The organism is Siccibacter turicensis LMG 23730 (genome assembly GCF_000463155.2).
GTDB classification, from domain to species: Bacteria; Pseudomonadota; Gammaproteobacteria; order Enterobacterales; family Enterobacteriaceae; genus Siccibacter; species Siccibacter turicensis.
Window position 1 is genome coordinate 393,739 of the sequence record NZ_AWFZ01000042.1, and the last position, 26,413, is coordinate 420,151.

Consider the following 26,413-nt stretch of genomic DNA (forward strand, 5'->3'; position numbering starts at 1 on the left):
CACGACTATGACCGTCTTAAATCAATCAACCTGCAAAATCTTTACCGATCCGGCGCGTTTTACCCAGCTGTCGGGGTTCTATGAGCCGGAGCGCCGCACCATCTGGATGATGCTCAGCGCCAGACCGCGCCCCTGTTTCGATCACGTGCTGATCGAGGAGATCATGAACTTCGGCTATCTGGTGCAGGAGTCGGCGTTCGAGGTCGATTTCTGGGTGACCGGCTCGCTGGTGCCGGGGCTGTACAACACCGGTGGCGATCTCAGCTTCTTTGTTAACTGTATCCGCAGCGGCCGCCGTGAGGCGCTGCGCGCCTATGCCCGGGCCTGTGTCGACTGCGTTCACGCCGCGTCACGCGGGTTTGATACCGGCGCCATCAGCCTGGCGATGGTCGAGGGCAGCGCGTTAGGCGGCGGCTTCGAGGCGGCGCTGGCGCACCATTTTGTGCTGGCGCAGCGCGATGCGCGGATGGGCTTCCCGGAAATCGCGTTTAACCTGTTCCCCGGCATGGGCGGCTATTCACTGGTCGCACGACGGGCGGGGATGAAGTTAGCGGAGGCCCTGATCTACAAGGGTGAATCCCATACCGCGGAGTGGCATGAGCAGCATGGTCTGGTGGATGTGCTGTTTGAACCGGGGCAGAGCTACGTGGCGACGCGTACCTTCATCGACACCCTCCAGCCGAAGCTGAACGGCGTGAAGGCGATGCTGCGCGCCCGCCAGCGGGTGATGCGCCTGCCGCGTGCCGAGCTGATGGAGATCACCGAAGACTGGGTGGAGGCCGCCTTCACGCTGCAGGAGAAGGACGTGGCCTATATGGAACGGCTGGTGCAGCTGCAAAACCGCCACACCGCCAGCGCGCTGCGTAAGGCTGGCTAACGCGGCATGCGGGCCTGATAACGTTTATACCATCGCTCGAAAGCGGCAGCGGGCATGGGCTTAGCAAACAGATAACCCTGCCGTTCATTGACGCCGTTCTTGGTCAGAAAGGCGTCTTCTTTTGCGCTCTCCACCCCTTCGGCAATCACCTGTAAGTTCAGGGCCTGCGCCACGGCGACGATGGCGCGCACCAGCGACTGCGACACCGACTGCTTATGGATATCGCGCACGAAGGCTTTGTCGAGCTTAATAGCATCGAGCGGAAAACGCGCCAGCTGCGATAACGACGAGTAGCCGGTACCGAAATCATCCAGGTGTACCTGGGCGCCCAGCGCGCTGAACTGCTGGATCACGGACAGCGCCAGCTCCTCGTTTTCAATCAGGCAGCTTTCGGTCAGCTCGACGTCGATAGGGCAGTATTCAAAGTTAAGATCGCGCAACGCCTGCCGGAGATCGCTGAAAATGGTCTGGTCCGCAAGCTGGCGTGCCGACACGTTCACCGCCACGCGCAGGTTAATTCCTTTGCTGCGCCACTTCGCCACCTGCTGCATCACGTCGAGCATCACCCAGCGCCCGAGCGGCACAATCAGCCCGGACTCTTCCGCGTAGGAGATAAAATCGAGCGGCGGAATCAGCCCGCGCTCCGGTGACTGCCAGCGCACCAGCGCTTCAAGGCTGCGCACTTCACCCCGCCAGGTGATTTTCGGCTGGTAATGAATCACCAGCTGATCGTTCTCCAGCGCCTTGCGCAGGTTGGTATCCAGCCACAAATACTCAAACACCCGCTGGTTCATTTCCGGCGAGAAGACGCAGAACTTGCCGCGGCCGCCCTCTTTGGCGGTATACATCGCGGTGTCCGCGCTGCGGATCAGCGCCTCGCGATCGACGCCATGGTGGGGGGCCACGGAAATACCGAGCGAGCAGCCAGTGTACACCTCAATCAGACCGATACGGAACGGCTGCCTGAGGCGCGTCAGGATGCGCGACGCCATGGCTTCCAGCGAGCCCTGAGAGGAGCGGGTGGCCAGCACGATAAACTCATCCCCGCCGAGACGCGCCAGCACCTGACCCTCATCAAGGCAGCTGAGAATCGCCATGGATACCGCCTGTAACAGCTGATCGCCGAACATATGCCCGTAGGCGTCGTTCACTTTTTTGAAGTTGTCGAGATCGAGATAGACGATGCCGATCTGCTCCTCGTCACTGCGCGTGGTCAGGGCATCGCTGATAAGCTCGTAAATCGCGTTGCGGTTGGGCAGACCGGTGATGGTGTCGGTGTTCGCCAGCACCCGTAAGCGCTCCTGGGCGCGCCGCTCCTCGGTGATGTCGGTGCCGGAGCAGATAAGGTAGATTTCGTTTTTGCCGCTGCCGCTGTGGACAAACTTATTGCGAAACAGGAACAGGCGCTGTCCCTTGCGGGTTTTGATCCAGCGTTCGACTTCATAGGAGTTGCCGTCCCGGAAAAACCCGGAGATGTTACGCTTCGAGGCGCTGGCTTCCGTGCGGCTCATAAACAGCCGAAACACGTTCTGACCGATGACCTCATGCTCCTTCATCCCGGTGTACTCTTCGCTAAGCCGGTTGAAACGCTGAATGTTGCCATGCCGATCAAGAATGACGATCACCGAATTGGCTTCGGACACCACCTGTTCGGCAAACGACAGTCCCTGCATCAGATCGCGCGCCACCGCGGGGGTGTCATGCCAGGCTGAGGCGGTACCGGCCCACTCGCCGCGCGAGACTTTTCGACCCACCAGATGCACGGGCGTCTCTTCGCCAAACAGAGTGAGGGTAATGGAGACGCTGGAGGTAATGACCGTCATGTCGCGGATGCGCTCGGCCTGCTCGGGGGAGAGCGCCACCGCCTGACAGGCATCAGCCTCTTCCGAGGCCGCAAGCTGCAACGCGTTGCTGTCCGCGGGCAGACGCCAGAACGGGCTGTTCGTCCCGACGTAACGATAAAGCGGGTTTTGCTCCAGATAATCTTTCATGCCATCTCCCGAAAAACACCACGCGCACGCTTCGTGTCGAACCGGTTTGAGGAGGGTAAAGCGTGAAGTTCCGCCGCGGGCCGGCTACCGCGAAAAGCGGTACGACAGGGCAGAAAACGCCGTATCCTCTGGAATAATAATGAATCGCCGCCGCTCACGTTATCGTAGCCAATAGTTTCAGTGTGGTAGGTTTTTTGAATTTTGTGAGACGAGGCAAAAAAAATGCAGCAGCTCAATGAAGAACTGCCGCATCAGATGGGGCAAAGCAGCTCCCTGATTAATCAGGGAAAAGCTCAGGCGACCGGACGGGCGATCACGCTGCGGGTCTCCATACGCACTTCGGCGATGGTCACCTGGATCACGTCCGTGACTTTATAAACGGTTTCGCCTTTGATCTGCACCGTGCCGTTTTCCTGGCTGCACACCATTTCATCGCGCACCGCGTGAATAAATGGCGCAGGGATAAAGGCAACCGCGCCGTTATCCACCAGGCGAACGCGCATCCCGCCGCGGCTGACATCAATAATCTCCGCGTTGAAGCGGGTATCGGTGCCGGCTTTATCGTTCAGGTAACGGGCATAGAGCCAGTCACCGACGTCGCGTTCCGCCATGCGGTTCAGGCGACGGCGCTCCGCCATCTGCACCGTGGTTTCGTCGGCCGGACGGTCGATGGTTTCACCTTTGATGATCGCTTTCAGCAGACGATGGTTGACCATGTCGCCGTATTTACGAATCGGTGATGTCCAGGTGGCGTAGGCTTCGAGACCAAGACCGAAGTGCGCGCCAGGCGTGGTGCTGATTTCAGCGAACGACTGGAAGCGGCGAATGCGGCTGTCGAGGAAACCGGTCGGCTGGGCATCCAGCTCACGACGCAGTTTGCAGAAGCCTTCGAGCGTCAGCACCTCTTCCGGATCGACGTGCAGATCGTGGGTTTTCAGCAGGGCGGCCATCTGTTCGGTCCCGGCAGGGTCGAACCCGGCGTGGACGTTGTAGATCCCAAAGCCCAGCTTCTCGCGCAGCACGATAGCGGCGCAGATGTTTGCCGCGATCATCGCTTCTTCCACGATGCGGTTACCGATACGACGCGGCTCGGCAACGATATCCAGCACTTCGCCTTTCTCACCGAGCACAAAACGGTAGTCAGGACGGTCTTTGAACACCAGCGCGTGGGTCTTACGCCACTCGCCGCGACGCAGACAGATGGTTTGCAGCAGACGGATCTGGTTGGCAATCGCATCGTTCTGCGGCTGCCAACTGCCGTTGTTCTCCAGCCAGTCGGACACGTCGTCATAGGCCAGCTTGGCCTGCGACTTAATCCAGGCGCTAAAGAAATGGATGTCGTCGCTGATGCTGCCGTCCTGATTGACGATCATGCGGCAGGCCAGCACCGGACGGGTTTCGTCAGGGCGTAGGGAGCACAGGTCATCAGAGAGTTCACGCGGCAGCATCGGGATGTTGAAGCCCGGCAGGTAGTTGGTGAACGCGCGTACTTTGGCGGCGTTATCCAGCGCGCTGCCTTCGCGAACCCAGGCTGTCGGGTCGGCGATGGCCACGGTGAGCTGCAGGCGATCGTCGCTCAGGGTTTCCACATACAGCGCATCGTCCATATCTTCGGTGCTGGCGCTGTCGATGGTGACGAACTCAAGCGCGGTGAGATCTTCACGCACCAGGCCTTCATCCTGCATCTCGGTGGCAACGCCGTTTGGCGCTTCGCGTTCCAGATTATGGCGCGCGAGGGTGACCCACCACGGCACAAAGTGGTCGTCGCTGTAGGTGATGAACTGGGTCAGTTCGGCGTAGAAACCGCGGTCGCCTTTCAGCGGATGACGGCGCATCTCGGCCACGGCCCAGTCGCCTTCTTTGAAGTCGTGCTCCACGCCGCGTTCAGCGCGGCAGGGGATGGCATCACGCAGCAGCGGATGGTCCGGCACGATAGAAAGACGATCGTCTTTTTTCTGTACCCGGCCAACAAAGCGGGTCAGGAAAGGTTCGATAAGCTCTTCCGGCTCGGCGGACTCCCGATCTTTATCGGTGTGGATCACGGCGGTAATACGGTCGCCGTGCATCACTTTTTTCATTTGCGGCGGCGGAATGAAGTAGCTTTTTTGTCCGTCTACTTCCAGAAAGCCAAAGCCTTTTTCGGTGCCTTTCACCACGCCTTCAGCGCGCGGTGTTTGAGAATGCAGTTGCTGTTTTAGCTGCGCAAGCAGCGGGTTGTCCTGAAACATAGTGTTCTATTTTCGTGGCCAAAAGAGCGGCTGACAGTTTTACGCGATTACGCCGGTTGCAGCAAGCGCTGTTTCAGCCGGATGACGCTGCCGTCTGGCCTGAAGGCGCACTGCCGAGGCCGATTTTCAGCCGATTGAGCCAGCCGCACAGGGCGGTCAGCCCGAGCAGCCGCAGCAGCACATCGCGCGGCACGTCCACGTCACTGACGGGCTGAAGATGGGCGGCGCTGAAGCGATCGGGACTGCGGGTCAGGGCCTGCGCCGCCTGGATCAGCGCGCGCTCCCGCGGGTGGTTATGGCTCCACGCCAGCAGCGCCCGCTCGCCGTTACGCACCGCGTCAGACAGCGCCGCATCGGAAATTGCGCGGGTCATGCGGGCAAAACAGTCGCTGCTGCCGTTGATGCGCGCGCTGATGAGCGCCACCAGCGCCGCGTCCGGCCCCTGATAGAGCGCCTCCACCAGCGCGCTCAGCAGCGAGAGGGCCGCTTCATCACCTACCAGACCCTCGGCCAACGGCTGCATCGCCTCGATGCGCTGCGCCTCGGTCAGCGCCTGGGTCTGTTCCGGGCGCAGATAGCCCGGCGCGGGCAGCGGGATATCCGGCTGCCACTGGGGCGCGGCGGCGGCGGCGAAGCGCTCCACCGGCGCATCCTGCTGAATATCAATCCCCGGCAGCCAGCGCGCCGGCTGGCCGTTGAGCGCCTGAAGTACGGCAATTACCCGCGCCTGAAAGCCGATAAAGCCGACAATCTGGTTAAAAGTCACGCGGTCAGCGTCGGTCAGGCCGACCTCGGCAAGCTGAATGCGCGCCCGGGCATCGATAAGCGTTGGGGAGCTGGCGAGCTGGCGGGCGTACTGGGTGATCTGCGCCAGACGGCGATTGCTCTCCCGGGAGGAGTCCGGACCCGGCAGCGGCGCCAGGCGCGCGGCATAGTGGTTGCACAGGCGCTGCACCCCGGACACCTGCGCCACGGTAAGCGCGGTGCTAAGCCGGTCATAGGCCGTGAGCGTGGCCAGGCGAGAGGGCGTTACCGTATCAGGAAGCAGATGGTCACCTGCGTCACGGGCGACAGTGAGCCAGGCGTGATGGGCGTGAAGAACGTCGTCGGGTACCACGAGGTCGAGCAGAAAGCGGTCGTTAACGCGGGCGGCTTCCGGAACCAGCGGCTGCACATCCGCGTGACAGGTTCGTGCCTGGGTTTCATGGTACCAGTGGCTTTTGCCGGAGAAGCGGCGTTGTTCCATGGTCTTTCCTTGGTCTGGTGAGCAATCCGTAGCAACACCGCGCTGTCACGGATCGTGTTGGCTTTATCCTGGCGTAAGGGGAAAGGGTGACAAAAGATTGTTCGGTGATAATAAATAGCGGAAAGGCATAACTGCGGAGCGGGAAATAAAAAAGGCAGATAGTCTGCACTATCTGCCTTGTCTGCGTTACCCCTCTGCGCGAGGGGCGACGATTATTTCAGTTCCAGCTCGTTCATCGCGGCGATGCTGAAGCCGCCGTCAACGTGAACCACTTCACCGGAGATACCGGCAGAGAGATCGGAGCACAGGAACGCCGCGGAGTTACCCACGTCTTCGATGGTGACGGTGCGGCGGATCGGGGTGACCGCTTCGCAGTGCGCCAGCATCTTACGGAAGTCTTTGATACCGGATGCCGCCAGGGTACGAATCGGACCCGCGGAGATGGCGTTCACGCGCACACCTTCCGGCCCCATGGCGTTCGCCATGTAACGCACGTTGGCTTCCAGAGACGCTTTCGCCAGACCCATCACGTTGTAGTTCGGGATGGCGCGCTCGGCACCCAGGTAGGAGAGGGTCAGCAGCGCAGAGTTCGGGTTCAGCATCGCGCGGCAGGCTTTCGCCATCGCCACGAAGCTGTAAGAGCTGATGTCGTGCGCAATTTTGAAGCCATCACGGGTTACGGCGTTAACGTAGTCGCCGTCCAGCTGGTCGCCCGGTGCGAAACCGATGGAGTGTACGAAGCCGTCGAATTTCGGCCATACTTTCTCAAGCTCGGTAAACAGGCCTTCGATGCTGGCATCTTCCGCAACGTCGCACGGCAGCACGATGCTGGAACCCAGTTGAGCGGCAAACTCTTCCACGCGGCCTTTCAGTTTGTCGTTCTGATAGGTGAACGCCAGTTCAGCCCCTTCACGCTGCATCGCCTGCGCGATACCGTAGGCGATGGAAAGTTTGCTGGCGACGCCGGTCACCAGAATGCGCTTACCGGTAAGAAAACCCATAGCTTTGATCCTTATCATATTGTTATGGCGGCAGGTGAATAAGCCACACTGCCGTCGTTAAATCGCGGGGATTCTACCACGTCTCTAAGAATCCGTTAATCCGACCACTCCACTTATCCTGCACGCGGCGGGTGACCGGCACTGTCATTATTAATATTACCTGTCTTTTCGCCAGGCGTCGGCGGTTAACGCCTCACCAAAATGCCCGGCAATTAACCGTTTGGTTAAATCATGCAGCGGCGAGGCCAGCACGTCGGCGGTGCTGCCGCGCTCTACCACTTCGCCGTGGTGCATCACCATCACCTGATCGCTGATGTGCTTCATCATTCCGATATGCTGGGTAACGTAGATGTACGAAATCCCCTGTTTTTCCTGCAGTTCCAGCATCAGATTGATCAGCTGGGAGCGCATCGACATATCGAGCGAGGCCAGCGCTTCGTCGGCAATAATCACCTTCGGGCGCAGGATCAGCGCGCGCGCCAGGCCCAGACGCTGCTTCTGGCCCGGCGCCATCATGTGCGGATAGTAGCTGGCGTAGTCCGGGAGCAGGCCGACCATGCGCAGCGTTTCGTTAATCCGCTTGCGCCGCGACTCGGGGTCGAGATCGGTATTCAGGCGCAGCGGAAAATCAAGGATCTGCGACACGCGCTGACGCGGGTTGAGCGAGGTAGAAGGGTCCTGGAAAATCATGCGGATGCGCTGGCTGCGAAACGAATAGTCGCCGTAGTGCATCGGACAGTCATCAATCATCAGCTCGCCGGTGGTCGGCTCCACCATGCCCGCCAGCATTTTGGCGAGCGTTGATTTACCCGACCCGTTTTCACCGATGATCGCCAGCGTCTGGCGCTCGCGCAGCGTAAAGCTGAGCGGTTTTACCGCCTCCACGGTCTGACGATGGAACCAGCCGGTGCGGTAGCGGAAGGTTTTGCTTAAGTTACGAACCTGAAGCAGCGTCTCAACCATCTCACTCTCTCTCCATGTTTAGCGGGAAGTGGCAGGCGAAAAGGTGATTTTTCGGCCCGTCAAGACGCGGGGTAATGATGCACTCGCGCTGCGCGTAGGGGCAGCGCGGGCCGAGGCGACAGCCAATCGGCAGCTGTTCGAGCAGCGGAATCGACCCCGGCAGGGTGTTGAGTCGGCTCTTGTGCGGCATCGCGCTGCCAAAGTCGGGAATAGCGCGGATCAGCGCCTGGGTGTACGGGTGGTGCGGGGTGGTGATCAGCTCTTCGCTCGGCGCGGTTTCCACCGTCTGGCCGCAGTACATCACGTTGATGCGATCCGCCCACTGGCTCAGCATCTGCAGGTCGTGACTGATGAGCAGAATAGTGGTGTTGTTGTTCTGGTTGAGCCGGGTCAGCAGGCGGAAAATCTGCGCCTGGGTGGTGGGCTCCATGGCGTTGGTCGGCTCATCGGCAATCAGCAGTCGCGGCTGGTTTGCCAGCGCAATGGCGATCATCACCTTCTGGCACTCGCCGTCGGTCAGCTCATAGGGGAAGCTGTGCATCGCATCTTTATGATCCTTGATGCCGACGCGGTGCAGCAGCTCAATGGCGCGCTGCTTGCGCCAGCCAAAACGCTGCCACCAGCGGCCCTTGTAGGTCCAGCCGGGGATGTTCTGCATCAGCTGGCGGCCAATGCGCTCCGACGGATCGAGACAGGACTGCGGCTCCTGGAAAATCATCGACACGTTATGGCCCACCAGCTTGCGGCGCTCGCGTGCGCTCAGGCGCAGCAGGTCGATATCGTCGAAGCGCATACGGTCGGCGGTGATGCGCCAGTTGTCTTTGGTCACCCCGCAAATCGCTTTTGCGATGAGGCTCTTACCCGAGCCGGACTCACCCACCAGGCCGCGAATTTCGCCTTCGCTGAGGGTCATGCTGACGCGGTCTACCGCTTTGACCCACGCGTCGCCGGTTTTCACTTCGATGGTCAGGTTGCGGATATCAAGTAACGGCATTATTCCACCCCTGCATTGATGGCGCGACGCATGCCGTCGCCCAGCAGATTGACCAGCAGCACGCTTATCATGATTGCCGCACCCGGCAGCATCACGGTCCAGGGCGCCACGTAGATAAGCTCCAGCGCGTCGCCGAGCATCGCGCCCCATTCCGGCGAGGGGAGCTGCGCCCCGAGATCGAGAAAGCCGAGGGCCGCGATATCAAGGATGGCCATCGACAGCGCGCGGGTGATTTCGGTAACCAGTATCGACGCGGTATTGGGCAGCACCGCGAACCAGAGAATGTTAAGCGTGGTCGCGCCGTCAAGCCGCGCGGCCACCACGTACTCTTTCTCCAGCTCGTCGTGCACCATGCTGTAGACCGAGCGCACAATGCGCGGCAGCAGCGCCAGCCACACCGCAAACATGGCGTGGGAGAGCTGCGGCCCGGCAAAGGCCACCACGATAATCGCCAGCAGCAGAGACGGAATCGAGAGCAGGGTATCCAGCACGTGGTTGAGCACCGCCGAGCGCAGGCCGTGGGTCGCCCCGGCAATCACGCCAAGGACCAGCCCGCAGACCGACGCCGCCAGCGTCACCACAAAGGCGCCGCCCACCGTCGGGGCCGCACCGCTGAGCAGCCGGCTTAACACGTCGCGCCCGAGGTCGTCGGTACCGAGGAAGAACGACACGTCGCCGTAGCGCGACCAGGAGGGCGGCATCAGCTGATAGCCGAGGAACTGCTGGTCCAGCCCGTAGGGCGCAAACAGCGACCCGAAGATGCACACCAGCGCCAGCGCGCCGCAGCCGTAAAGGCCGATCATCGCGGTGGTATCGCCATAAAATTTACGCCACACGGTGCGCAGCGCGCCAGGCGGGCGCTTTTCGCGATAAACGCTATCGTAAGGCATACCATTCCTTATGCTTCAACGGGTTCGCCAGCGCACCCACCAGATCTGAAATCACGTTAACAATAATAACCAGCGCGCCAATCACCATCACCCCGGCAGAGATGGCAGCATAGTCTTGCTGACGGATGGCATTAATCAGCCAGCGCCCAAGCCCCGGCCAGCTGAAGACCATTTCGGTGATCATCGCCAGCGTCAGCATGGTGGAGAACTGTAGCCCGAGGCGCGGGATCACCGGCGGCAGGGCGTTATGCAGCATGTGCCGACGCAGAATGGCGAAGCGCGACAGGCCCCGGGTCGCGGCGGCTTTGATGTAGTTCTGATCTACAACATCGATGGTGCTCAGACGCATCAGGCGGATCACCTCGGTGGTCGGCGCCACCGCCAGCGTCGCCACCGGCAGCGCCATGTGGCGCAGGGCGCTGACGATCATCTCATCGCGCCACGGGGAGTCGGAGAGCCAGGCATCCACCAGCGCCAGCCCGGTGACGGTTTTCACCTCGTATAGCAGGTCGAAGCGCCCGGACACCGGCAGCCAGCCAAGGGTGAGCGAGAAAAACAGGGTCAGAAGCAGGGCGAGCCAGAACACCGGAATCGAGAATCCCATCAGCGCCAGCGCGCTGATAAAGCGATCCTGCCACTTGTTGCGCATAATTCCGGCCATCATGCCGACCGGAATGCCAATCAGCAGCGCCAGCCCGAATGCCAGCACGCACAGCTCCATGGTGGCGGGGAACACCTCGGCAAGCTGCTGGGTAATGGGCTGTCCGTTGATGCTCGACACGCCAAAATCCCAGTGCAGCAGGCCATTGAACCAGAACACCCAGGCGTTCCACAGCGACGCCCCCTGCAGCGGGGCGTGCGGCGTGAAATAGCTCAGGCTGAAACCGACGATCGACAGCATGAACAGCGTGATCAGCAACAGCAGCAGACGGCGTAGCGTAAAAATAATCATGGTTCTTTCACCCCGGCGCTGTCGCGCGTCACCCCGGCGAACGAGGCATTGCCAAACGGACTGAGCACCAGCCCTTTAATATCCGAGCGGTGGGCCTGCAGGCGCAGCGACGAGGCCAGCGGCAGCACCGGCAGTTCGCGCGCCAGAATTTTCTGCGCCGTGTCGTAGACCTCAATGCGCGAGGCCAGCTGCTGCGAGGTGAGGGCGTTACGCAGCACCTCATCAAACTGCGGGTTGCACCAGCGGGCGTAGTTGGTCTGGGAACGGATGGCCGCGCAGCTCAGCAGCGGACGGAAGAAGCTGTCCGGATCGTTACTGTCGGTTGACCAGCCGGCGAGGGTTAAATCGTGGTCCATGTCCATCAGGCGCGCCTCCTGGAAGCGGCCCTCCACCGGGACGATGATCACCTCAACCCCAATCTGCGCCATATCCGCCTGAATCAGCTCGGCGGTTTTCAGCGGGCTGGGATTCCAGGCCTGGGAACTGGTGGGCACCCACAGCTGCAGCGTCAGGTTTTCAATCCCCAGCGCCTTGAGCCGGGCGCGCGCTTTGGCCGGGTTGTATTCGGTGATGGTCGAGGTGCTGTCGTAGGCCCAGGAGGCGCGCGGCAGGATAGACGCCGCGGTCTCGGCGGTGCCGTAGTAGATGGACTGCATCAGGCGCTCGTTGTTGATCGCCAGCGCCAGGGCGTGACGCACCTCGGGGTTATTGAGCGGTGCTTTATTGGTGTTGAACGCCAGATAGGCGATGTTCATGCCGGGACGCAGCGTCATGCGCAGACGCGGGTCGTCGCGCATCACCGTCAGCTGGCTGGCCGCCGGCCACGCCAGCACGTCGCACTCGCCGGTCAACAGTTTCGAGAGGCGACCGGTACCGCCGGAGCCGAGATCCACCACCACCTGCGGCATCAGCGGCGTGCCGCGCCAGAAGTGCGGATGGCGCTGCAGGCGAATGTACTGCCCGGCGCGGTATTCCCCCAGCAGGAACGGGCCGGTGCCGACCGGTTCACGATCGAACAGCTCCTGACGATCCACCGCGGCCAGACGGTCAGCGTACTCTGCCGACATCACCGAGGCGTAGTGCGTGGCCAGATGCCATAAGAAAGAGGCGTCCGGGCGCACGAGGCGAAACTCCACGGTGCGGCTGTTGATTTTGCGCACGCTGCGCACGGTATCGGCGAACTGCAGGCTGTCGAAATAGGGGAAGCTGCCGCCGTTGATGGTGTGCCAGGGATTGGTGCGGTCAATGATGCGCTGGAAGGTGAACACCACGTCGTCAGCATTCATCGCGCGGGTAGGGGTAAACCACGCGGTTGTCTGAAACTGCACGCCGCTGCGTAGATGAAAACGGTAGGTGGCGCCGTTATCCAGCACTTCCCAGCTTTCGGCCAGTTCCGGCACCAGCCGGTAGGTATAGGGGTCGACGTCGAGCAGCCGCTCGTAAATCTGGGCGGCCAGCGTATCGACGATCAGCCCGCTGCTGGCTTTCTGCGGGCTAAAGGTGTTGACCTGACCGTTAACGCAATAGACAAAACCGCTCTGGCGAATGTCGCCAGGCGGCGTGGCAGCCTGCGTCTGGCCCGCGAGAAAACCACACGTCATCAACAGGAAAGAGAGAAATACGCGCATTAGAGTATGAGTTTTTAAGACGAATAGCCAAAGTGTATCGCACTTAGGCACGCCGCGTAAAAATCTCTACCCTTTAGCTGTAAAAACGCGCGTTTTTATCCCGGAATTGCCATCGGTTCAGCGAATCGCATGCTTTTTCAAAAGCGCACGCAGCTGGTGATAGGTCACACCCAGCAGTTCCGCCGCCTGTTTCTGGTTATATCGGGCCTGGACGAGACTCTGGCGCAGCAGCGCTTCCTCCTGATGCGTCTGCCACTCACGCAGGTCTAGCGGCAGGGCGGGCAGCTTATCTGCGGCCTGTGCCACGCCCGGCGCGGGAACGTCTGACGCGGTGCGCTGGAAGGGGTCGAGAATAATCTCGTCCACCGGCGCGTCGCTGGTGCCGTGCCGGTACACCGAGCGTTCAACCACGTTTTTCAGCTCGCGAATATTGCCCGGCCAGCCGTAGTTGAGCAGGATCGCTTCCGCATCTGGGGTAAAGCCCGGAAACAGCGGCAGGCCCAGTTCGCGGCACATCTGAATGGCGAACTGCTCCGCCAGCAGCATGATGTCGGTGCGGCGCTCGCGCAGCGGGGGAAGGTTCACCACGTCAAACGCCAGCCTGTCGAGCAGATCGGCGCGGAATTTGCCCTCCTGCACCAGGCCGGGCAGATCGGCATTGGTGGCGCACACCAGCCGGACGTTGACCTGCAGCGGCTGGCTGCCGCCGACGCGCTCCAGCTCGCCGTACTCAATCACGCGCAGCAACTTCTCCTGCACCAGCATCGGGGCGGTGGCCAGCTCGTCAAGAAACAGCGTCCCGCCGTCGGCGCGCTCGAAGCGTCCCGGATGGCGTTTCTGCGCCCCGGTAAAGGCACCAGCCTCATGCCCGAACAGCTCGGTATCGAGCAGGTTTTCGTTGAGCGCTGCGCAGTTGAGGGAGATAAACGGCGCCTGCCAGCGGCGGGAGAGGTAGTGCAGGCGGTTAGCGATAAGCTCTTTCCCGGTACCGCGCTCGCCGATCACCAGTACCGGTTTGTTGAGCGGCGCGAGGCGGGAGACCTGCTCCAGCACTTCTATAAAGGCGTTGGCTTCGCCAATCAGCGTCTCTTTTTGTTCGGACATGATGAAATTAACCACTTGTTAGTGAATGTCACCGCTATAGCCTGGCACAGAACAGGCGCGTTCACACCCTTTTTACCAGATAACAGTAACTTACAAAGTTGGCACGATAATTGGATTATTAAATTCAGACGGGCTTTGCCCATCCCATAACTGGAGGAATTAACAATGGGTATTTTTTCACGCTTTGCCGACATCGTGAACGCCAACATCAACTCCCTGCTTGAGAAAGCGGAAGATCCGCAGAAGCTGGTGCGTCTGATGATTCAGGAAATGGAAGATACGCTGGTGGAAGTCCGCTCCACGTCGGCCCGTGCGCTGGCTGAGAAAAAACAGCTGTCACGCCGCATTGAGCAGGCGACCGCGCAGCAGGCCGAATGGCAGGAAAAAGCCGAGCTGGCGCTGCGTAAAGAGAAAGACGATCTGGCGCGCGCCGCGCTGATTGAAAAACAGAAGCTGACCGACCTTATCGCGCTGCTGCAGGACGAAGCCGCCCAGGTGGATGAAACCCTGGCACGCATGAAGACCGAAATCGGCGAGCTGGAGAACAAGCTTTCTGAAACCCGCGCACGCCAGCAGGCGCTGACGCTGCGTCATCAGGCGGCATCCTCTTCTCGCGACGTGCGCCGTCAGCTCGACAGCGGCAAGATTGATGAAGCGATGGCCCGCTTTGAGTCCTTTGAGCGCCGTATCGACCACATGGAAGCGGAAGCGGAAAGCCACCGTTTCGGTAAGCAGAAGAACCTCGATCAGCAGTTTGCCGAGCTGCAGGCGGATGATGAAATCAACGCCCAGCTTGAAGCCCTGAAAGCTAAAGTACGCGACGGTCAATAATGAAAAAGGCGGCGCCCGAGCGCGCCGCGATAGCAGACGTAAGGAGTACACATGAGCGCCCTTTTTCTTGCCATTCCGCTGACGATTTTCGTGCTGTTCGTCGCGCCGATTTGGCTCTGGCTGCACTACAACAACCGCGCCGCACGCAGCGGGGAGCTGAGCCAGAGCGAGCAGCAGCGCCTTGCCGCGCTGACCGACGAGGCGCGCCGGATGCGCGAACGTATTGAGACGCTGGAGCAGATCCTGGATGCCGAACACCCGAACTGGAGGAACCCGTCATGACCCGCACCTTTGCAGGCCGTAAACTGTGGCGTATGCCGCAACAGGGAATGGTGAAAGGCGTCTGCGCCGGTATCGCATACTATCTTGATGTCCCCGTGAAACTGGTCCGGGTGATTACCGTGCTGGCGATGCTCTTTGGCCTGTTTTTCCTGGTCGTTGTGGCCTATATCGCCCTGACGTTTGTGCTCGACCCGATGCCCGCCGGGGCAGAGGAGGGCGAGATTAGCCCCACCAGCCAGCAGCTGTTGGACAGCGTTGATGCCCAGCTTGCCGCTGGCGAAACGCGGTTACGTGCCATGGAGCGCTACGTGACGTCGGATACCTTCTCGCTGCGCAGCCGTTTCCGTCAGCTTTAATCTGGGGGGCCACGCCCCCTTAATGAGGTTCCATGTATTCTGATTCTAAATGGCACACCGCCGGCCGCCGCGCCACCCCGGTACTGAAGTTCGCCGGTAAAATGGTGCTGCTGACCGCGTTACGCTACGGCCCCGCAGGCGTCGCCGGTTGGGCAGTGAAATCCGTTGCGCGCCGCCCGGCGAAAATGCTGCTGGCGTTCGCCCTCGAACCGCTGCTTAAGAAAGTCGCCACCCGCTTCAGCGCCCGCTATCTGCAAAAACGCCCGCCGCTTTCCCGATAAACGCTGCGCTCCGGCGCAGCCGTTCACAGTCAAATTTGAGTTAGTTCACATTTACTGATCTTACTGCATTAATTGCGCTATTTTTTCAGCATTCTCCCGCCTCCGCTTCGTTGACAGAATAATAGGCCGGGAGTAGTCTCGCTTTCCGTGGGACCGCTACCATGGAAAAGGACGCTATGCAGAAAATAACAGAGTTACTCACGGAAATTTACGGCGAAGCATTTACCGATGCGCACCTTAAGCAGCTAACGGAGAATATTTCCGCCTGCGCCAGGGAAATAAACCGTCCGCGCAAACCGGGGTGGGATGAAAATGATGTGGTGCTTATTACCTACGCCGATCAATTCTCCTGTGAAGGGAAGGCGCGATTAAAAACCCTCGATCGCATTCGCGCCCGCTGGCTGGCAAAGCAATTTTCCCATATTCATCTTCTGCCGTTTTATCCCTGGTCTTCCGACGATGGCTTTTCAGTTATTGATTATCATCAGGTCAACCCGATAAGCGGCGACTGGCGAGATATTTCACGCCTCAATAATTCTACCCGTTTAATGTTCGATTTTGTCTGTAACCATATTTCCGCACGCAGCGAATGGTTTACTCGCTATCTGGCGCTGGACCCGCAATACGCTGATTTCTTTATTAACGTCGACCCCGCCACGGATTTATCGGCGGTGACGCGTCCGCGGGCGCTGCCGCTGTTATCGCCGTTTCGTGACGCCGCCGGCCGCGAGCGTCATCTGTGGACCACCTTCAGTGACGATCAGATTGACCTTAATTACGAAAATCCGCAGGTGCTGCTGGCGATGGTGGACGTGCTGCTCCACTACCTGCGCGAAGGGGCGGAGTATATCCGGCTCGATGCGGTGGGCTATATGTGGAAAACGCCGGGTACCCGCTGCATTCATTTGCCCAAAACCCACCTGCTGGTGAAGCTGTTCCGGGCCATCGTCGACCATGTAGCGCCGGGTACGCTTATCATTACCGAAACCAACGTGCCGCATCAGGATAATATTGCCTATCTGGGCAATGGCCACGATGAAGCGCATATGGTGTACCAGTTTACGCTCCCGCCGCTGGTGCTGCATGCCATCCACACCGGCTCGGTGGTGACGCTGTGCGAGTGGGCACAGTCGCTGCAACCGGTCTCTACCGAGACCACCTGGTTTAACTTTCTTGCCTCCCACGATGGCATCGGCCTCAATCCGCTGCGCGGTATTCTACCCGAAGAGGAGATTCTGGCGCTGGTCGATGCGCTCCAGCTGGAGGGCGCCCTGGTGAACTGGAAAAATAACCCTGACGGCAGCCGCAGCCCCTATGAAATAAACGTCACCTATATTGACGCCGTGAGCCGTCGTGACAGCAGTAATAATGAACGCCTGGCGCGGTTTATTATGGCGCACGCTATTTTGCTCTCCTTCCCGGGTGTACCGGCCATTTATATTCAGAGCATTCTCGGGGCGCGTAATGATTATGATGGCGTGAAGCGCCTCGGTTATAACCGGGCCATTAACCGGCGTAAATATACCGAAAGTGAAATAGATGCGCTGCTCGGTGATACCCGTTCGCTTAATTATCAGGTTTATCAGCAGCTCTCTCACCTTATCAGACTTCGCCGTCAGCACTGTGCGTTTCATCCGGACAGCGCCTTTACGATTGAGGCGGTCGGGGAATCGGTTATTTGCCTGACGCGCACCGCCAATAACGGTGAAACGGTTATAGCATTATTTAATCTCGGGGAGACGCCGTTTTATGTTGAGTTGCCGCCGGGAGATTATCAGGAATTAATTACTGCCACCACGCTCATCACGCCCGAAGTGATTGTGAAACCCTGGCAGGTTATGTGGCTTCGCCAACAGTAAAGGGAAATTACCATGACAACAAAACGCACCGTGCTGTTATCAGCACTGATTGCCTGCGCCCTGATGACAGGCTGTAAGGATGATAAAAAGTCCGCGGTCACCATCGAGTTTATGCACTCGTCAGTGGAGCAGGAGCGCCAGGCGGTACTGACGCGCCTCATCGCCGAGTTCGAAAAACGCAACCCGGACATCACCGTGAAACAGGTGCCGGTTGAGGAGGACGCCTACAACACCAAGGTGATCACTCTGGCTCAGACCGGCGCGCTGCCGGAGGTGATTGAGATAAGCCATGACTACGCCAAGGTGATGGATAAAGAGCAGATGATCGACCGAGAGGCGATCGGTCATGTGATTCACGGCATGGGCGAACAGCAGTTCTACGATGGCGTGCTGCGTATCGTGCGTACCGAAGACGGCACGGCCTGGACCGGGGTACCGATCAGCGCCTGGATCCAGGGCGTCTGGTATCACAAATCCGCCTTCGAAAAGGCCAATCTGGCACCGCCGCGCAACTGGTCGCTGCTGCTCGACGCTGCGAAAACCCTCAACGATCCCGCCCACAAGAAGTTTGGTATCGCGCTCCCTACCGCGGAAAGCGTGATCACCGAGCAGGCTTTCTCGCAGTTTGCGCTCTCTAACAATGCCAACGTGTTTAACGCCAATGGCGACATCACGGTGGACACCCCGGAAATGCGCCAGGCCCTGGACTACTACCGCCAGCTTGCCGCCTATACCATGCCCGGCTCGAACGACGTCATGGAAGTGAAAGACGCCTTCATGAACGGCACCTCCGCGATGGCGATCTACTCCACCTATATTCTGCCGGCGGTTTACAAAGAGGGCAGCCCGGACGAAATCGGCTTTATGGTGCCCACCGAGACGTCGTCTGCGGTCTACGGCATGGTGACCTCGCTGACCATCACCGCCGGGCAGTCCAAGGAGGAGACCGCGGCCGCCGAGAAGTTTGTCGCCTTTATCGAAGAGGGGCAGAGCGCCGCCGACTGGGTGCTGATGTCGCCGGGCGCCGCACTGCCGGTGACCAAAGCGGTGAGCCAGATTCCGGCGTACAAGGACAACGCGGTGATCAAAGCCTTCGGCACGCTGCCGGCTGAGCTGATTGCCCAGTATCCCAACGTCAAAGTGTTCGGCTCGGTAGGGGATAAAAACTTCACCCGCATGGGAGACGTGACCGCCACCGGCGTGCTGAGCAGCATGGTGAACGGCGTTACCGTCGGTCATCACGCGGTGGCCGACGCCGTAGCCGGCAGCCAGAAGCGTCTTGACGCGCTGATCGCTCAGCAGTAATCGGCAGGGATACGCACAATGAAAACGTGGTTCAACGGGCGTTCGGATATGCCGTTCGCTCTGTTACTTCTCGCCCCAGCCTGCTGCTGCTGGGGGGCCTGGTGCTCTGGCCGGCGCTGTCGAACGTCGAGATCAGCGTTCTGCGTCTGCCGCTTAACCCGCGTCTGACGCCGCGCTTTGTCGGGCTGGATAACTATATCCGCATCCTCTCCGACAGCGGATTCTGGCACGCCCTGTGGCTGACCTTCTGGTACACCGCGCTGGTGGTGATCGGCAGTACGGCGCTGGGGCTGGGCGTGGCCATCTTCTTCAACCGCGAGTTTCGCCTGCGTAAAACCGCGCGCTCGCTGGTGCTGCTCTCCTACGTGACGCCCTCCATTTCGCTGGTGTTCGCGTGGAAGTATATGTTCAACAACGGCTACGGCATCGTGAACTGGGTGGCGGGGGATCTGCTTCACCTCTACGATCGCGCGCCGCTGTGGTTTGACAACCCCGGCAGCAGCTTTGTGCTGGTGGTGCTGTTCGCCATCTGGCGCTATTTCCCGTACGCCTTTATCTCCTTCCTGGCGATCCTGCAAACCATCGATAAGTCGCTGTACGAGGCGGCAGAGATGGACGGCGCCAACGGCTGGCAGCGGTTTCGCATCGTTACGCTCCCGGCGATCCTGCCGGTGCTGGCCACCGTCCTGACCCTGCGCGCCATCTGGATGTTCTATATGTTTGCCGACGTCTGGCTGCTCACCAGCAAGGTCGATATTCTCGGCGTCTATCTCTACAAAACCGCGTTTGCCTTCAACGACCTGGGCAAGGCGGCCGCCATCTCCGTGGTGCTGTTCATCATTATCTTCGCGGTGATCCTGCTCACCCGTAAACGAGTGAATCTCTATGGCAATAAATAAACGTACCCTGAAACGGGTCGGGTTCTATGCCGGACTGGTGGCGTTTCTGTTCTTCACGCTGCTGCCGTTTTTCGTGATGCTGATGACCTCGTTCAAAAGCCCGAAAGAGGCGATTTCGCTGCATCCGACGCTGCTGCCGCAGCACTGGACCCTGGAGCACTATCTCGACATTTTTAATCCGCTGATCTTTCCGTTCGTCACCTACTTTCGCAACAGCCTGGTGGTAGCGGTCAGCGCCTCGGTGGTGGCGGTGTTCATTGGCATTCTCGGCGCCTATGCGCTGTCGCGCCTGCGCTTCAAGGGGCGAACCACCATCAATGCCAGCTTTTATACGGTGTACATGTTTTCCGGGATTTTGCTGGTGGTGCCGCTGTTCAAAATCATCACCGCGCTTGGCATCTACGACACCGAACTGGCGCTGATCGTCACCATGGTCACCCAGACGCTGCCCACCGCGGTCTTCATGCTGAAAAGCTACTTCGACACCATCCCGGATGAGATCGAAGAAGCCGCGATGGTCGACGGACTTAACCGGCTACAGATCATCTTCTACATCACCGTGCCGCTGGCGATTTCCGGGCTGGTCTCGGTGTTCGTCTACTGCTTTATGGTGGCGTGGAACGACTATCTGTTTGCCTCGATTTTCCTCTCCAGCGCCAGCAACTTCACGCTGCCGGTCGGACTGAACGCCTTGTTCAGCACGCCGGACTACGTCTGGGGACGCATGATGGCGGCATCGCTGGTTACCGCGCTGCCGGTCATTCTGATGTACGCCCTGTCTGAACGTTTTATCAAAAGTGGTTTGACCGCCGGCGGCGTTAAGGGCTAAGGCGGCCATTGTTTAAGGAGAAATGATGAAGAAGTTAATTGCCACACAGCCGCGCGTTGCCGCGCTGGTCGAGTATCAGGATCGTCCCGTTGCGGAACATGAGGTGAAGATCCGCGTCCGTTTTGGCGCGCCGAAGCACGGCACCGAAGTGGTGGATTTCCGGGCGGCCAGCCCGTTTATTGATGAAGAGTTCAACAGCGAGTGGCAGCTGTTCTGCCCGCGCCCGGAAGGTGCGGCGCGCGGCATCGAGTTCGGTAAATTCCAGCTCGGCAATATGGTGGTGGGGGAGATCGTTGAGAAGGGTAGCGCGGTGACCGATTACCAGCTGGGCGACCGCGTCTGCACCTACGGGCCGCTGCAGGAGACGGTCATCGTCAACGGCGTGGACAACTATAAGCTGCGCATCATGCCGCAGGACGCGGCGTGGCAGAACGCCGTGTGCTACGACCCGGCGCAGTTTGCCATGAGCGGCGTGCGGGATGCCAACGTGCGCGTCGGGGATTACGTGGTGGTCATCGGGCTGGGAGCCATCGGGCAGATTGCCGTTCAGCTGGCGAAAAAAGCCGGTGCCTCGGTGGTGATCGGCGTGGATCCTATCGCGCACCGCTGCGACATCGCGCGTCGCCACGGGGCGGATTTCTGTCTTAACCCGGTGGGAACCGACGTGGGGCTGGAGATTAAAACCCTGACCGGCAAACAGGGCGCGGATGCGATCATCGAAACCAGCGGCCACAGCGATGCGCTGCAGTCGGCGCTGCGCGGGCTGGCCTACGGCGGCACGATCTCTTACGTGGCGTTCGCCAAGCCCTTTACCCGCCTCAACCTGGGCCGGGAAGCGCACTTTAATAACGCGAAGATCGTGTTCTCGCGCGCCTGCAGCGAACCAAACCCGGACTACCCGCGCTGGAGCCGCAAGCGCATTGAGAATACCTGCTGGGAACTGCTGATGAACGGCTATCTCGCGTGCGAAGACCTGATTGACCCGGTGGTCACCTTCGCCAGCAGCCCGGAAAGCTACATGAAGTATGTGGACCAACACCCGGAACTGAGCATCAAAATGGGTGTGACATTTTAATCAAGGATGAAATGACCATGAAAATCGCAACGCAGAATCAGGGCTTCTTTCCGGAAAATATTCTGGAGAAGTTCCGCTACATCAAAGCAATGGGCTTTGACGGGTATGAGATCGACGGCAGGCTGCTGGTGGACCACCTCGATGAGGTCAAGGCCGCCATCCGGGAAACCGGTCTGCCGGTGACCACCGCCTGCGGCGGCTATGACGGCTGGATCGGTGACTTTATCGAGGAGCGCCGCCTGAACGGTCTGGCGCAGATTGCCCGCATCCTGGAGGCGCTGGCGGAAGTGGGCGGCAAGGGCATTGTGGTCCCGGCGGCCTGGGGAATGTTTACCTTCCGTCTGCCGCCGATGGTGTCACCGCGCAGCCTGGCCGGGGATCGCCAGGCCGTCAGCGCCTCGCTGCGCTACCTGGACGAGGTGGCTGCCCGTACCGGCACCACGGTGTTCCTTGAACCGCTGAACCGCTACCAGGATCACATGATTAACACCCTGGCGGATGCGCGACGCTATATCGAAGAGGGCGCGCTACGGCAGGTGAAAATCATCGGTGACTTCTACCACATGAATATTGAAGAGGACAGCATCGCCGGGGCGCTGCACGCCAACCGCGATCTGCTCGGCCATGTACATATCGCCGATAACCATCGCTACCAGCCGGGCAGCGGCGCGCTGGATTTCCACGCGCTGTTCGACCAGCTACGCCGCGACGGTTACACCGGCTATGTGGTGTACGAGTGCCGCATCCGCGCCGAGGACCCGGCGCAGGCGTATCGCCAGTCGCTGGCATTTCTGCGTGACTGCTGAGGGACGGTGAGCGAATGAATGCAACCTCATCGTCTCCGCTTCGCGTGGCGATAATCGGCGCCGGACAGGTGGCCGACAAGGTTCATGCCGCTTACTACCGCACCCGCGACGATCTTCGGATGGTCGCGGTGTGCGACAGTAGTGAGGCTCAGGCACGGGACTTCGCCGGGCGCTACGGTATTCCACTGGTCTGCACCGACGTGCAGACGTTACTCAACGAGGCGCGGCCTGACATCGTCAGCGTCTGCTCGCCGAACCGCTTTCACTATGAGCACGTGATGCAGGCCCTGGCGGCAGGCTGCCACGTGATGTGCGAAAAACCCCCGGCTATGACGCTGGACGAGGCCGACGCAATGCGCCGTGCCGCACGTCAGGCCGGCCGGGTGCTGGCCTATGACTTTCATCACCGTTTTGCGCTTGATGCCCGGATGCTGCGAGAGCAGGTCCAGGCGGGCGTGCTGGGTGAAGTGTACGTGACCACCGCTAAAGCGCTGCGCCGCTGCGGCGTCCCCGGCTGGGGCGTCTTTACCAACAAAGCGCTCTCCGGCGGCGGGCCGCTGATTGATATCGGCATTCACATGCTCGACGCGGCGATGTACGTGCTGGGCTTCCCGGCGGTGCGACGCGTCAGCGCCCACAGCTTTCAGCGCATCGGCACCCACAAGCACAGCGGCCAGTTTGGCGAGTGGGACCCCGCCGCCTACAGCGTGGAGGACGCGGTGTTCGCGACCGTCGAGTTCCACAACGGCGGCATCCTGCGCCTCGACACTTCGTTTGCGCTCAACATTCCCCAGCAGTCGATCATGAACGTCGAGTTCTGCGGCGAACGGGCCGGCGCCACGCTGTTTCCGGCGCAGGTTTATCAGGATCGGGACGGCAAGCTGATTACCCTGTGCGAGCGGCAGAGTGCGGATGACAACCGCCACGTGCGCAGCATGAAGGCGTTTGTCGATCACGTGCAGGGCCAACCGGTGACCATCGCCGACGCGGAGCAGGGCTTCATCATTCAGCAACTGGTGAGCGCTATCTACGAGGCCGCGGAGAAAGGGACCTTCGTCGAACTATGAATACACTGACCTCACTGACACGTTCGCATTTTGACCCGCACAGTCTGAACAAGGACGCCACGCTGATGGCCTCCGGCAACGGCTATTTAGGGATCCGCGCGACGCTGGAAGAGGATTACACCCACCAGACCCGCGGCATGTTCTGCGCCGGGTTTTACCACCGTGCCGGCGAGCAGGAGACAACCGAACTGGTTAACCTGCCTGACGTGGTGGGTATGCAGATCACGCTGGACGGCGAGCCGTTCTCGCTGCTCAGCGGGACGCTGCTGTCGAGCCGGCGCGAACTGCGCTACGACTGCGGCGAGCTGCGCCGGGAACTGGTGTGGCTGTCGCCGAACGGACAGCGCTTCGCCATTGAAAGCCGCCGCTTTTTAAGCGCCCGGCGCCTGTCGTGCTTTGCTCAGCAGCTTTCCATCACGCCGCTCAGTGGCCCGGCGACGATAACCGTCACTACCGGGATCGACGCCACCCAGACCAACGTCGGACGCCAGCATCTGGACGAAGTCCAGGTCCGGGTATTCGATCGGGCGCATATGCAGGGAATCTACGCTACCCAGGATGGCGCACATCAGCTGACCATTTCCAGCCACTGCCGGGTGGACGACGGCGCGGTCACCCACTTTACGGCCAAAAACCGGCGGCTCACCCAGTGCAGCAGCGCTACGGTCGAGAAGGGCCAGAGCGTCAATCTGGAAAAAATCAGCTGGATTGCCGCCTGGCTCGACGGCAGCGGGCAGAACAACGACATCAGCGCCGACGGGCTGCGCCATCTGCGTGACGCGCTCGGGCAGGGCTACGACGCGCTGCTGGCAGAGTCGGCGGCCAGCTGGACCACCTTCTGGACCCGCAGCCGGGTAGAGGTGGCGAGCGACAACCCGGACGATCAGCAGGCGCTTGATTTTGCCCTCTATCACCTGTTTGCCATGACGCCCTGCCACGATGCCCGCGCCAGTATCGCCGCGAAAGGGCTGACCGGCGAGGGCTACAAAGGCCATGTGTTCTGGGATACCGAAGTGTTTCTGCTGCCGTTTTTTCTCTTCACCCGTCCCGGCGTGGCGCGCCAGCTGCTGCGCTACCGCTGGTATAACCTGCCGGGCGCCAGGCAGAAAGCGGCCCAGTACGGCTATCAGGGTGCGCTGTTCCCCTGGGAGAGCGCCCGTAGCGGCGAGGAGGAGACCCCGGCATTTGCGGCCATCAATATCCGCACCGGGGTACGGCAGCGCGTGGCGTCGGCGCTGGCGGAGCACCATCTGGTAGCCGACATCGCCTGGGCGGTGGTGAACTACTATCAGGCGACCCAGGACGGCGAATTTATGGCGCGGGAAGGGCTGGACCTGCTGCGCGAAACGGCGCTGTTCTGGATGAGCCGCGCGGTGGAGGTGAATGGCCGCCTGGAGCTGCACGACGTCATCGGCCCCGACGAATACACCGAGCACGTGAACAACAACGCGTTCACCAACTACATGGCGCACTACAACGTGGCCCAGACGCTGGCCTGGCTGCGCGAGTGGCAGCTGTGCGACGCGGCATTTGAATCCAGGGCGGAGGATTTTCTCGCCCGGCTCTGGCTGCCGCAGCCGGATGAGCAGGGGGTGCTGGCACAGGACGATACCTTTATGCAGAAGCCCTCCATCGATCTGACCCGCTATCAGGCGCGGGCCGGTAGCCAGGTGATCCTGCTCGACTACTCCCGGGCGGAAGTCAACGAGATGCAGATCCTCAAGCAGGCGGACGTGGTGATGCTCACCTATATGCTGCCGGGCTGTTTTACCCCGCAGCAGATGGCGGCGAACCTCGCGTTTTACCAGCCGCGCACCATCCACGACTCCTCCCTGAGCAAGGCGATCCACGGCATTGTCGCCGCACGCTGTCACGATGCGGCAAGCGCCTACCGGTTCTGGCACGAGGGAACGCACATCGATCTCGGCGACGACCCGCACAGCTGCGATGACGGCATCCACGCGGCGGCGACCGGGGCCATCTGGCTCGGGGCCGTGCAGGGCTTCGCCGGGCTGCGGCTGCACGACGGGGCGCTGTCGCTGGATCCCTGCCTGCCGTCGCACTGGCATGAGATGCAGTTTCCGCTGGTCTGGCACGGGCAGCCGCTGCGTATTCGCCTGACCCACGACGCGGTTGCCGTCACCGCCCGCAGTACCCTCAGCCTGACGCTATGGGGTAAGCAGGTTGTCATCACCGGGCAGCACATTTTCTATCGACGGGATTTTTTTACCGGCAAAGCCGGGAGCGGTACCACGGAGGGGCAGCATGAGTTTTCGCGCAGTGATTTTCGATCTTGACGGGGTCATTACCGATACCGCGCACCTGCACTATCAGGCCTGGAAGGAGACGGCGGCGGCAATCGGCATCACGATCGACCCGAGCTTTAACGCCCGGTTAAAGGGCATCAGCCGAATGGCATCGCTGGCGCTGATCCTGCGCCACGGCGGGAAAGAACGGGCGTTCGACGAGGCGGAGCGCGCCCGGCTGGCGGCGCGCAAAAACGCACGCTACGGGGAGCTGCTCGCCTCGCTGGACAGTCGCGCCATTCTGCCCGGCATTCCGGCGCTGCTCGATGCGCTGGCGCAGCACGGCATCGCCGTCGGCCTGGCGTCGGTGTCGCTGAACGCGCCGTTTATTCTGGATGCGCTTGGGCTGCGGGCGCGTTTTGACTACTGCGTGGACGCAAGCCTGCTGCGTCATTCGAAACCCGACCCTGAGATCTTCCTCACCGCCTGCGCCGGACTTGGCGTCGCACCGGAGCAGGCGATTGGCATCGAAGATGCCCAGGCGGGTATCGACGCCATTAACGCCAGCGGGATGCGTTCGGTCGGTATCGGACACGACTTGCAGGGCGCCGGCCTGCTGCTGCCCGACACCGGCGCGCTGAGCTGGCGCTGTTTACAGGATTTCTGGTCAACCCCACCGCGCGTCGACGCGCCGGTCAACTGA

At 60.7% G+C, this 26,413-nt stretch carries 23 protein-coding genes and 1 pseudogene; 14 read left to right on the plus strand and 10 right to left on the minus strand.

Going from position 1 to position 26,413, the window contains the following annotated elements:
* The first annotated feature begins 7 nt into the window (after positions 1–7).
* Entirely contained in the window at positions 8–877 is an 870-nt protein-coding gene (locus DW58_RS13845) for a crotonase/enoyl-CoA hydratase family protein (protein WP_024547551.1), read from the plus strand.
* On the opposite strand, the gene pdeR is transcribed toward DW58_RS13845, so the two are convergent.
* The 10 genes from pdeR to pspF all read right to left on the minus strand — a co-directional run bounded on the left by pdeR (position 874) and on the right by pspF (position 13,889).
* Positions 874–2,868, minus strand: coding sequence for a cyclic di-GMP phosphodiesterase (gene pdeR, locus DW58_RS13850; RefSeq protein ID WP_024547552.1), 1,995 nt, complete (start codon positions 2,866–2,868; stop codon positions 874–876). The two genes, DW58_RS13845 and pdeR, sit on opposite strands and share 4 nt — an antisense overlap.
* A gap of 293 nt (positions 2,869–3,161) precedes the next feature.
* Positions 3,162–5,096 (minus strand): exoribonuclease II, encoded by a 1,935-nt coding sequence (locus DW58_RS13855; RefSeq protein WP_024547553.1) that lies wholly within the window; start codon positions 5,094–5,096, stop codon positions 3,162–3,164.
* A 73-nt stretch (positions 5,097–5,169) separates the two neighbouring features.
* The gene (locus DW58_RS13860) at positions 5,170–6,342 is read right to left on the minus strand and encodes a carboxymuconolactone decarboxylase family protein (protein ID WP_024547554.1); all 1,173 of its coding nucleotides are present in this window, start codon (positions 6,340–6,342) and stop codon (positions 5,170–5,172) included.
* A gap of 212 nt (positions 6,343–6,554) precedes the next feature.
* Positions 6,555–7,343 carry an enoyl-ACP reductase FabI gene (gene fabI, locus DW58_RS13865; RefSeq protein ID WP_024547555.1) on the minus strand — a complete coding sequence of 263 codons (789 nt, stop codon included), beginning with the start codon at positions 7,341–7,343 and terminating at the stop codon, positions 6,555–6,557.
* Positions 7,344–7,499: 156 nt separating this feature from the next.
* Positions 7,500–8,306 carry a putrescine export ABC transporter ATP-binding protein SapF gene (gene sapF / locus DW58_RS13870; protein WP_024547556.1) on the minus strand — a complete coding sequence of 269 codons (807 nt, stop codon included), beginning with the start codon at positions 8,304–8,306 and terminating at the stop codon, positions 7,500–7,502.
* Position 8,307: 1 nt separating this feature from the next.
* A complete protein-coding gene (gene sapD / locus DW58_RS13875; protein ID WP_024547557.1) occupies positions 8,308–9,300 on the minus strand; it encodes a putrescine export ABC transporter ATP-binding protein SapD in 993 nt (330 codons plus the stop codon).
* Positions 9,300–10,190: a putrescine export ABC transporter permease SapC gene (gene sapC / locus DW58_RS13880; RefSeq protein WP_024547558.1), complete on the minus strand. Its 891-nt coding sequence runs from the start codon at positions 10,188–10,190 to the stop codon at positions 9,300–9,302. The genes sapD and sapC overlap by 1 nt, the downstream gene beginning before the upstream one ends.
* The gene (gene sapB / locus DW58_RS13885) at positions 10,177–11,142 is read right to left on the minus strand and encodes a putrescine export ABC transporter permease SapB (RefSeq protein ID WP_024547559.1); all 966 of its coding nucleotides are present in this window, start codon (positions 11,140–11,142) and stop codon (positions 10,177–10,179) included. Before sapB ends, sapC begins: the two co-directional genes overlap by 14 nt.
* Positions 11,139–12,770: an ABC transporter substrate-binding protein SapA gene (gene sapA / locus DW58_RS13890; protein ID WP_024547560.1), complete on the minus strand. Its 1,632-nt coding sequence runs from the start codon at positions 12,768–12,770 to the stop codon at positions 11,139–11,141. Before sapA ends, sapB begins: the two co-directional genes overlap by 4 nt.
* A 117-nt stretch (positions 12,771–12,887) precedes the next feature.
* Positions 12,888–13,889: a phage shock protein operon transcriptional activator gene (gene pspF, locus DW58_RS13895; RefSeq protein WP_024547561.1), complete on the minus strand. Its 1,002-nt coding sequence runs from the start codon at positions 13,887–13,889 to the stop codon at positions 12,888–12,890.
* Between the two features lie 150 nt (positions 13,890–14,039).
* Here pspF and pspA point away from each other — a divergent pair, with 150 nt between their 5' ends.
* The 13 genes and pseudogenes from pspA to pgmB all read left to right on the plus strand — a co-directional run bounded on the left by pspA (position 14,040) and on the right by pgmB (position 26,413).
* Positions 14,040–14,705 carry a phage shock protein PspA gene (pspA, locus tag DW58_RS13900; RefSeq protein ID WP_024547562.1) on the plus strand — a complete coding sequence of 222 codons (666 nt, stop codon included), beginning with the start codon at positions 14,040–14,042 and terminating at the stop codon, positions 14,703–14,705.
* A gap of 51 nt (positions 14,706–14,756) precedes the next feature.
* The gene (gene pspB, locus DW58_RS13905; protein WP_024547563.1) at positions 14,757–14,987 is read left to right on the plus strand and encodes an envelope stress response membrane protein PspB; all 231 of its coding nucleotides are present in this window, start codon (positions 14,757–14,759) and stop codon (positions 14,985–14,987) included.
* Entirely contained in the window at positions 14,984–15,343 is a 360-nt protein-coding gene (gene pspC, locus DW58_RS13910; protein WP_024547564.1) for an envelope stress response membrane protein PspC, read from the plus strand. Before pspB ends, pspC begins: the two co-directional genes overlap by 4 nt.
* Positions 15,344–15,375: 32 nt before the next feature.
* Complete coding sequence (pspD, locus tag DW58_RS13915) at positions 15,376–15,624, plus strand: phage shock protein PspD (RefSeq protein ID WP_024547565.1); 249 nt, start codon at positions 15,376–15,378, stop codon at positions 15,622–15,624.
* 161 nt (positions 15,625–15,785) lie between these two features.
* Positions 15,786–17,483 (plus strand): alpha-amylase family glycosyl hydrolase, encoded by a 1,698-nt coding sequence (locus tag DW58_RS13920; RefSeq protein WP_035885484.1) that lies wholly within the window; start codon positions 15,786–15,788, stop codon positions 17,481–17,483.
* Positions 17,484–17,495: 12 nt separating this feature from the next.
* Positions 17,496–18,788, plus strand: a complete 1,293-nt coding sequence (locus DW58_RS13925; protein WP_024547567.1) for an ABC transporter substrate-binding protein — start codon at positions 17,496–17,498, stop codon at positions 18,786–18,788.
* 18 nt (positions 18,789–18,806) lie between these two features.
* Positions 18,807–19,687 (plus strand): annotated as a pseudogene (locus tag DW58_RS13930) (carbohydrate ABC transporter permease).
* Positions 19,674–20,516: a carbohydrate ABC transporter permease gene (locus DW58_RS13935; protein WP_024547568.1), complete on the plus strand. Its 843-nt coding sequence runs from the start codon at positions 19,674–19,676 to the stop codon at positions 20,514–20,516. The pseudogene DW58_RS13930 and the gene DW58_RS13935 overlap by 14 nt, the downstream one beginning before the upstream one ends.
* Positions 20,517–20,541: 25 nt before the next feature.
* Entirely contained in the window at positions 20,542–21,591 is a 1,050-nt protein-coding gene (locus DW58_RS13940; protein ID WP_024547569.1) for a zinc-dependent alcohol dehydrogenase, read from the plus strand.
* Between the two features lie 17 nt (positions 21,592–21,608).
* Positions 21,609–22,397, plus strand: a complete 789-nt coding sequence (locus DW58_RS13945; protein WP_024547570.1) for a sugar phosphate isomerase/epimerase family protein — start codon at positions 21,609–21,611, stop codon at positions 22,395–22,397.
* Positions 22,398–22,411: 14 nt separating this feature from the next.
* Complete coding sequence (locus DW58_RS13950; RefSeq protein WP_024547571.1) at positions 22,412–23,464, plus strand: Gfo/Idh/MocA family protein; 1,053 nt, start codon at positions 22,412–22,414, stop codon at positions 23,462–23,464.
* Positions 23,461–25,761 carry a glycoside hydrolase family 65 protein gene (locus DW58_RS13955; RefSeq protein WP_024547572.1) on the plus strand — a complete coding sequence of 767 codons (2,301 nt, stop codon included), beginning with the start codon at positions 23,461–23,463 and terminating at the stop codon, positions 25,759–25,761. The genes DW58_RS13950 and DW58_RS13955 overlap by 4 nt, the downstream gene beginning before the upstream one ends.
* Positions 25,730–26,413 (plus strand): beta-phosphoglucomutase, encoded by a 684-nt coding sequence (gene pgmB, locus DW58_RS13960; protein WP_024547573.1) that lies wholly within the window; start codon positions 25,730–25,732, stop codon positions 26,411–26,413. The genes DW58_RS13955 and pgmB overlap by 32 nt, the downstream gene beginning before the upstream one ends.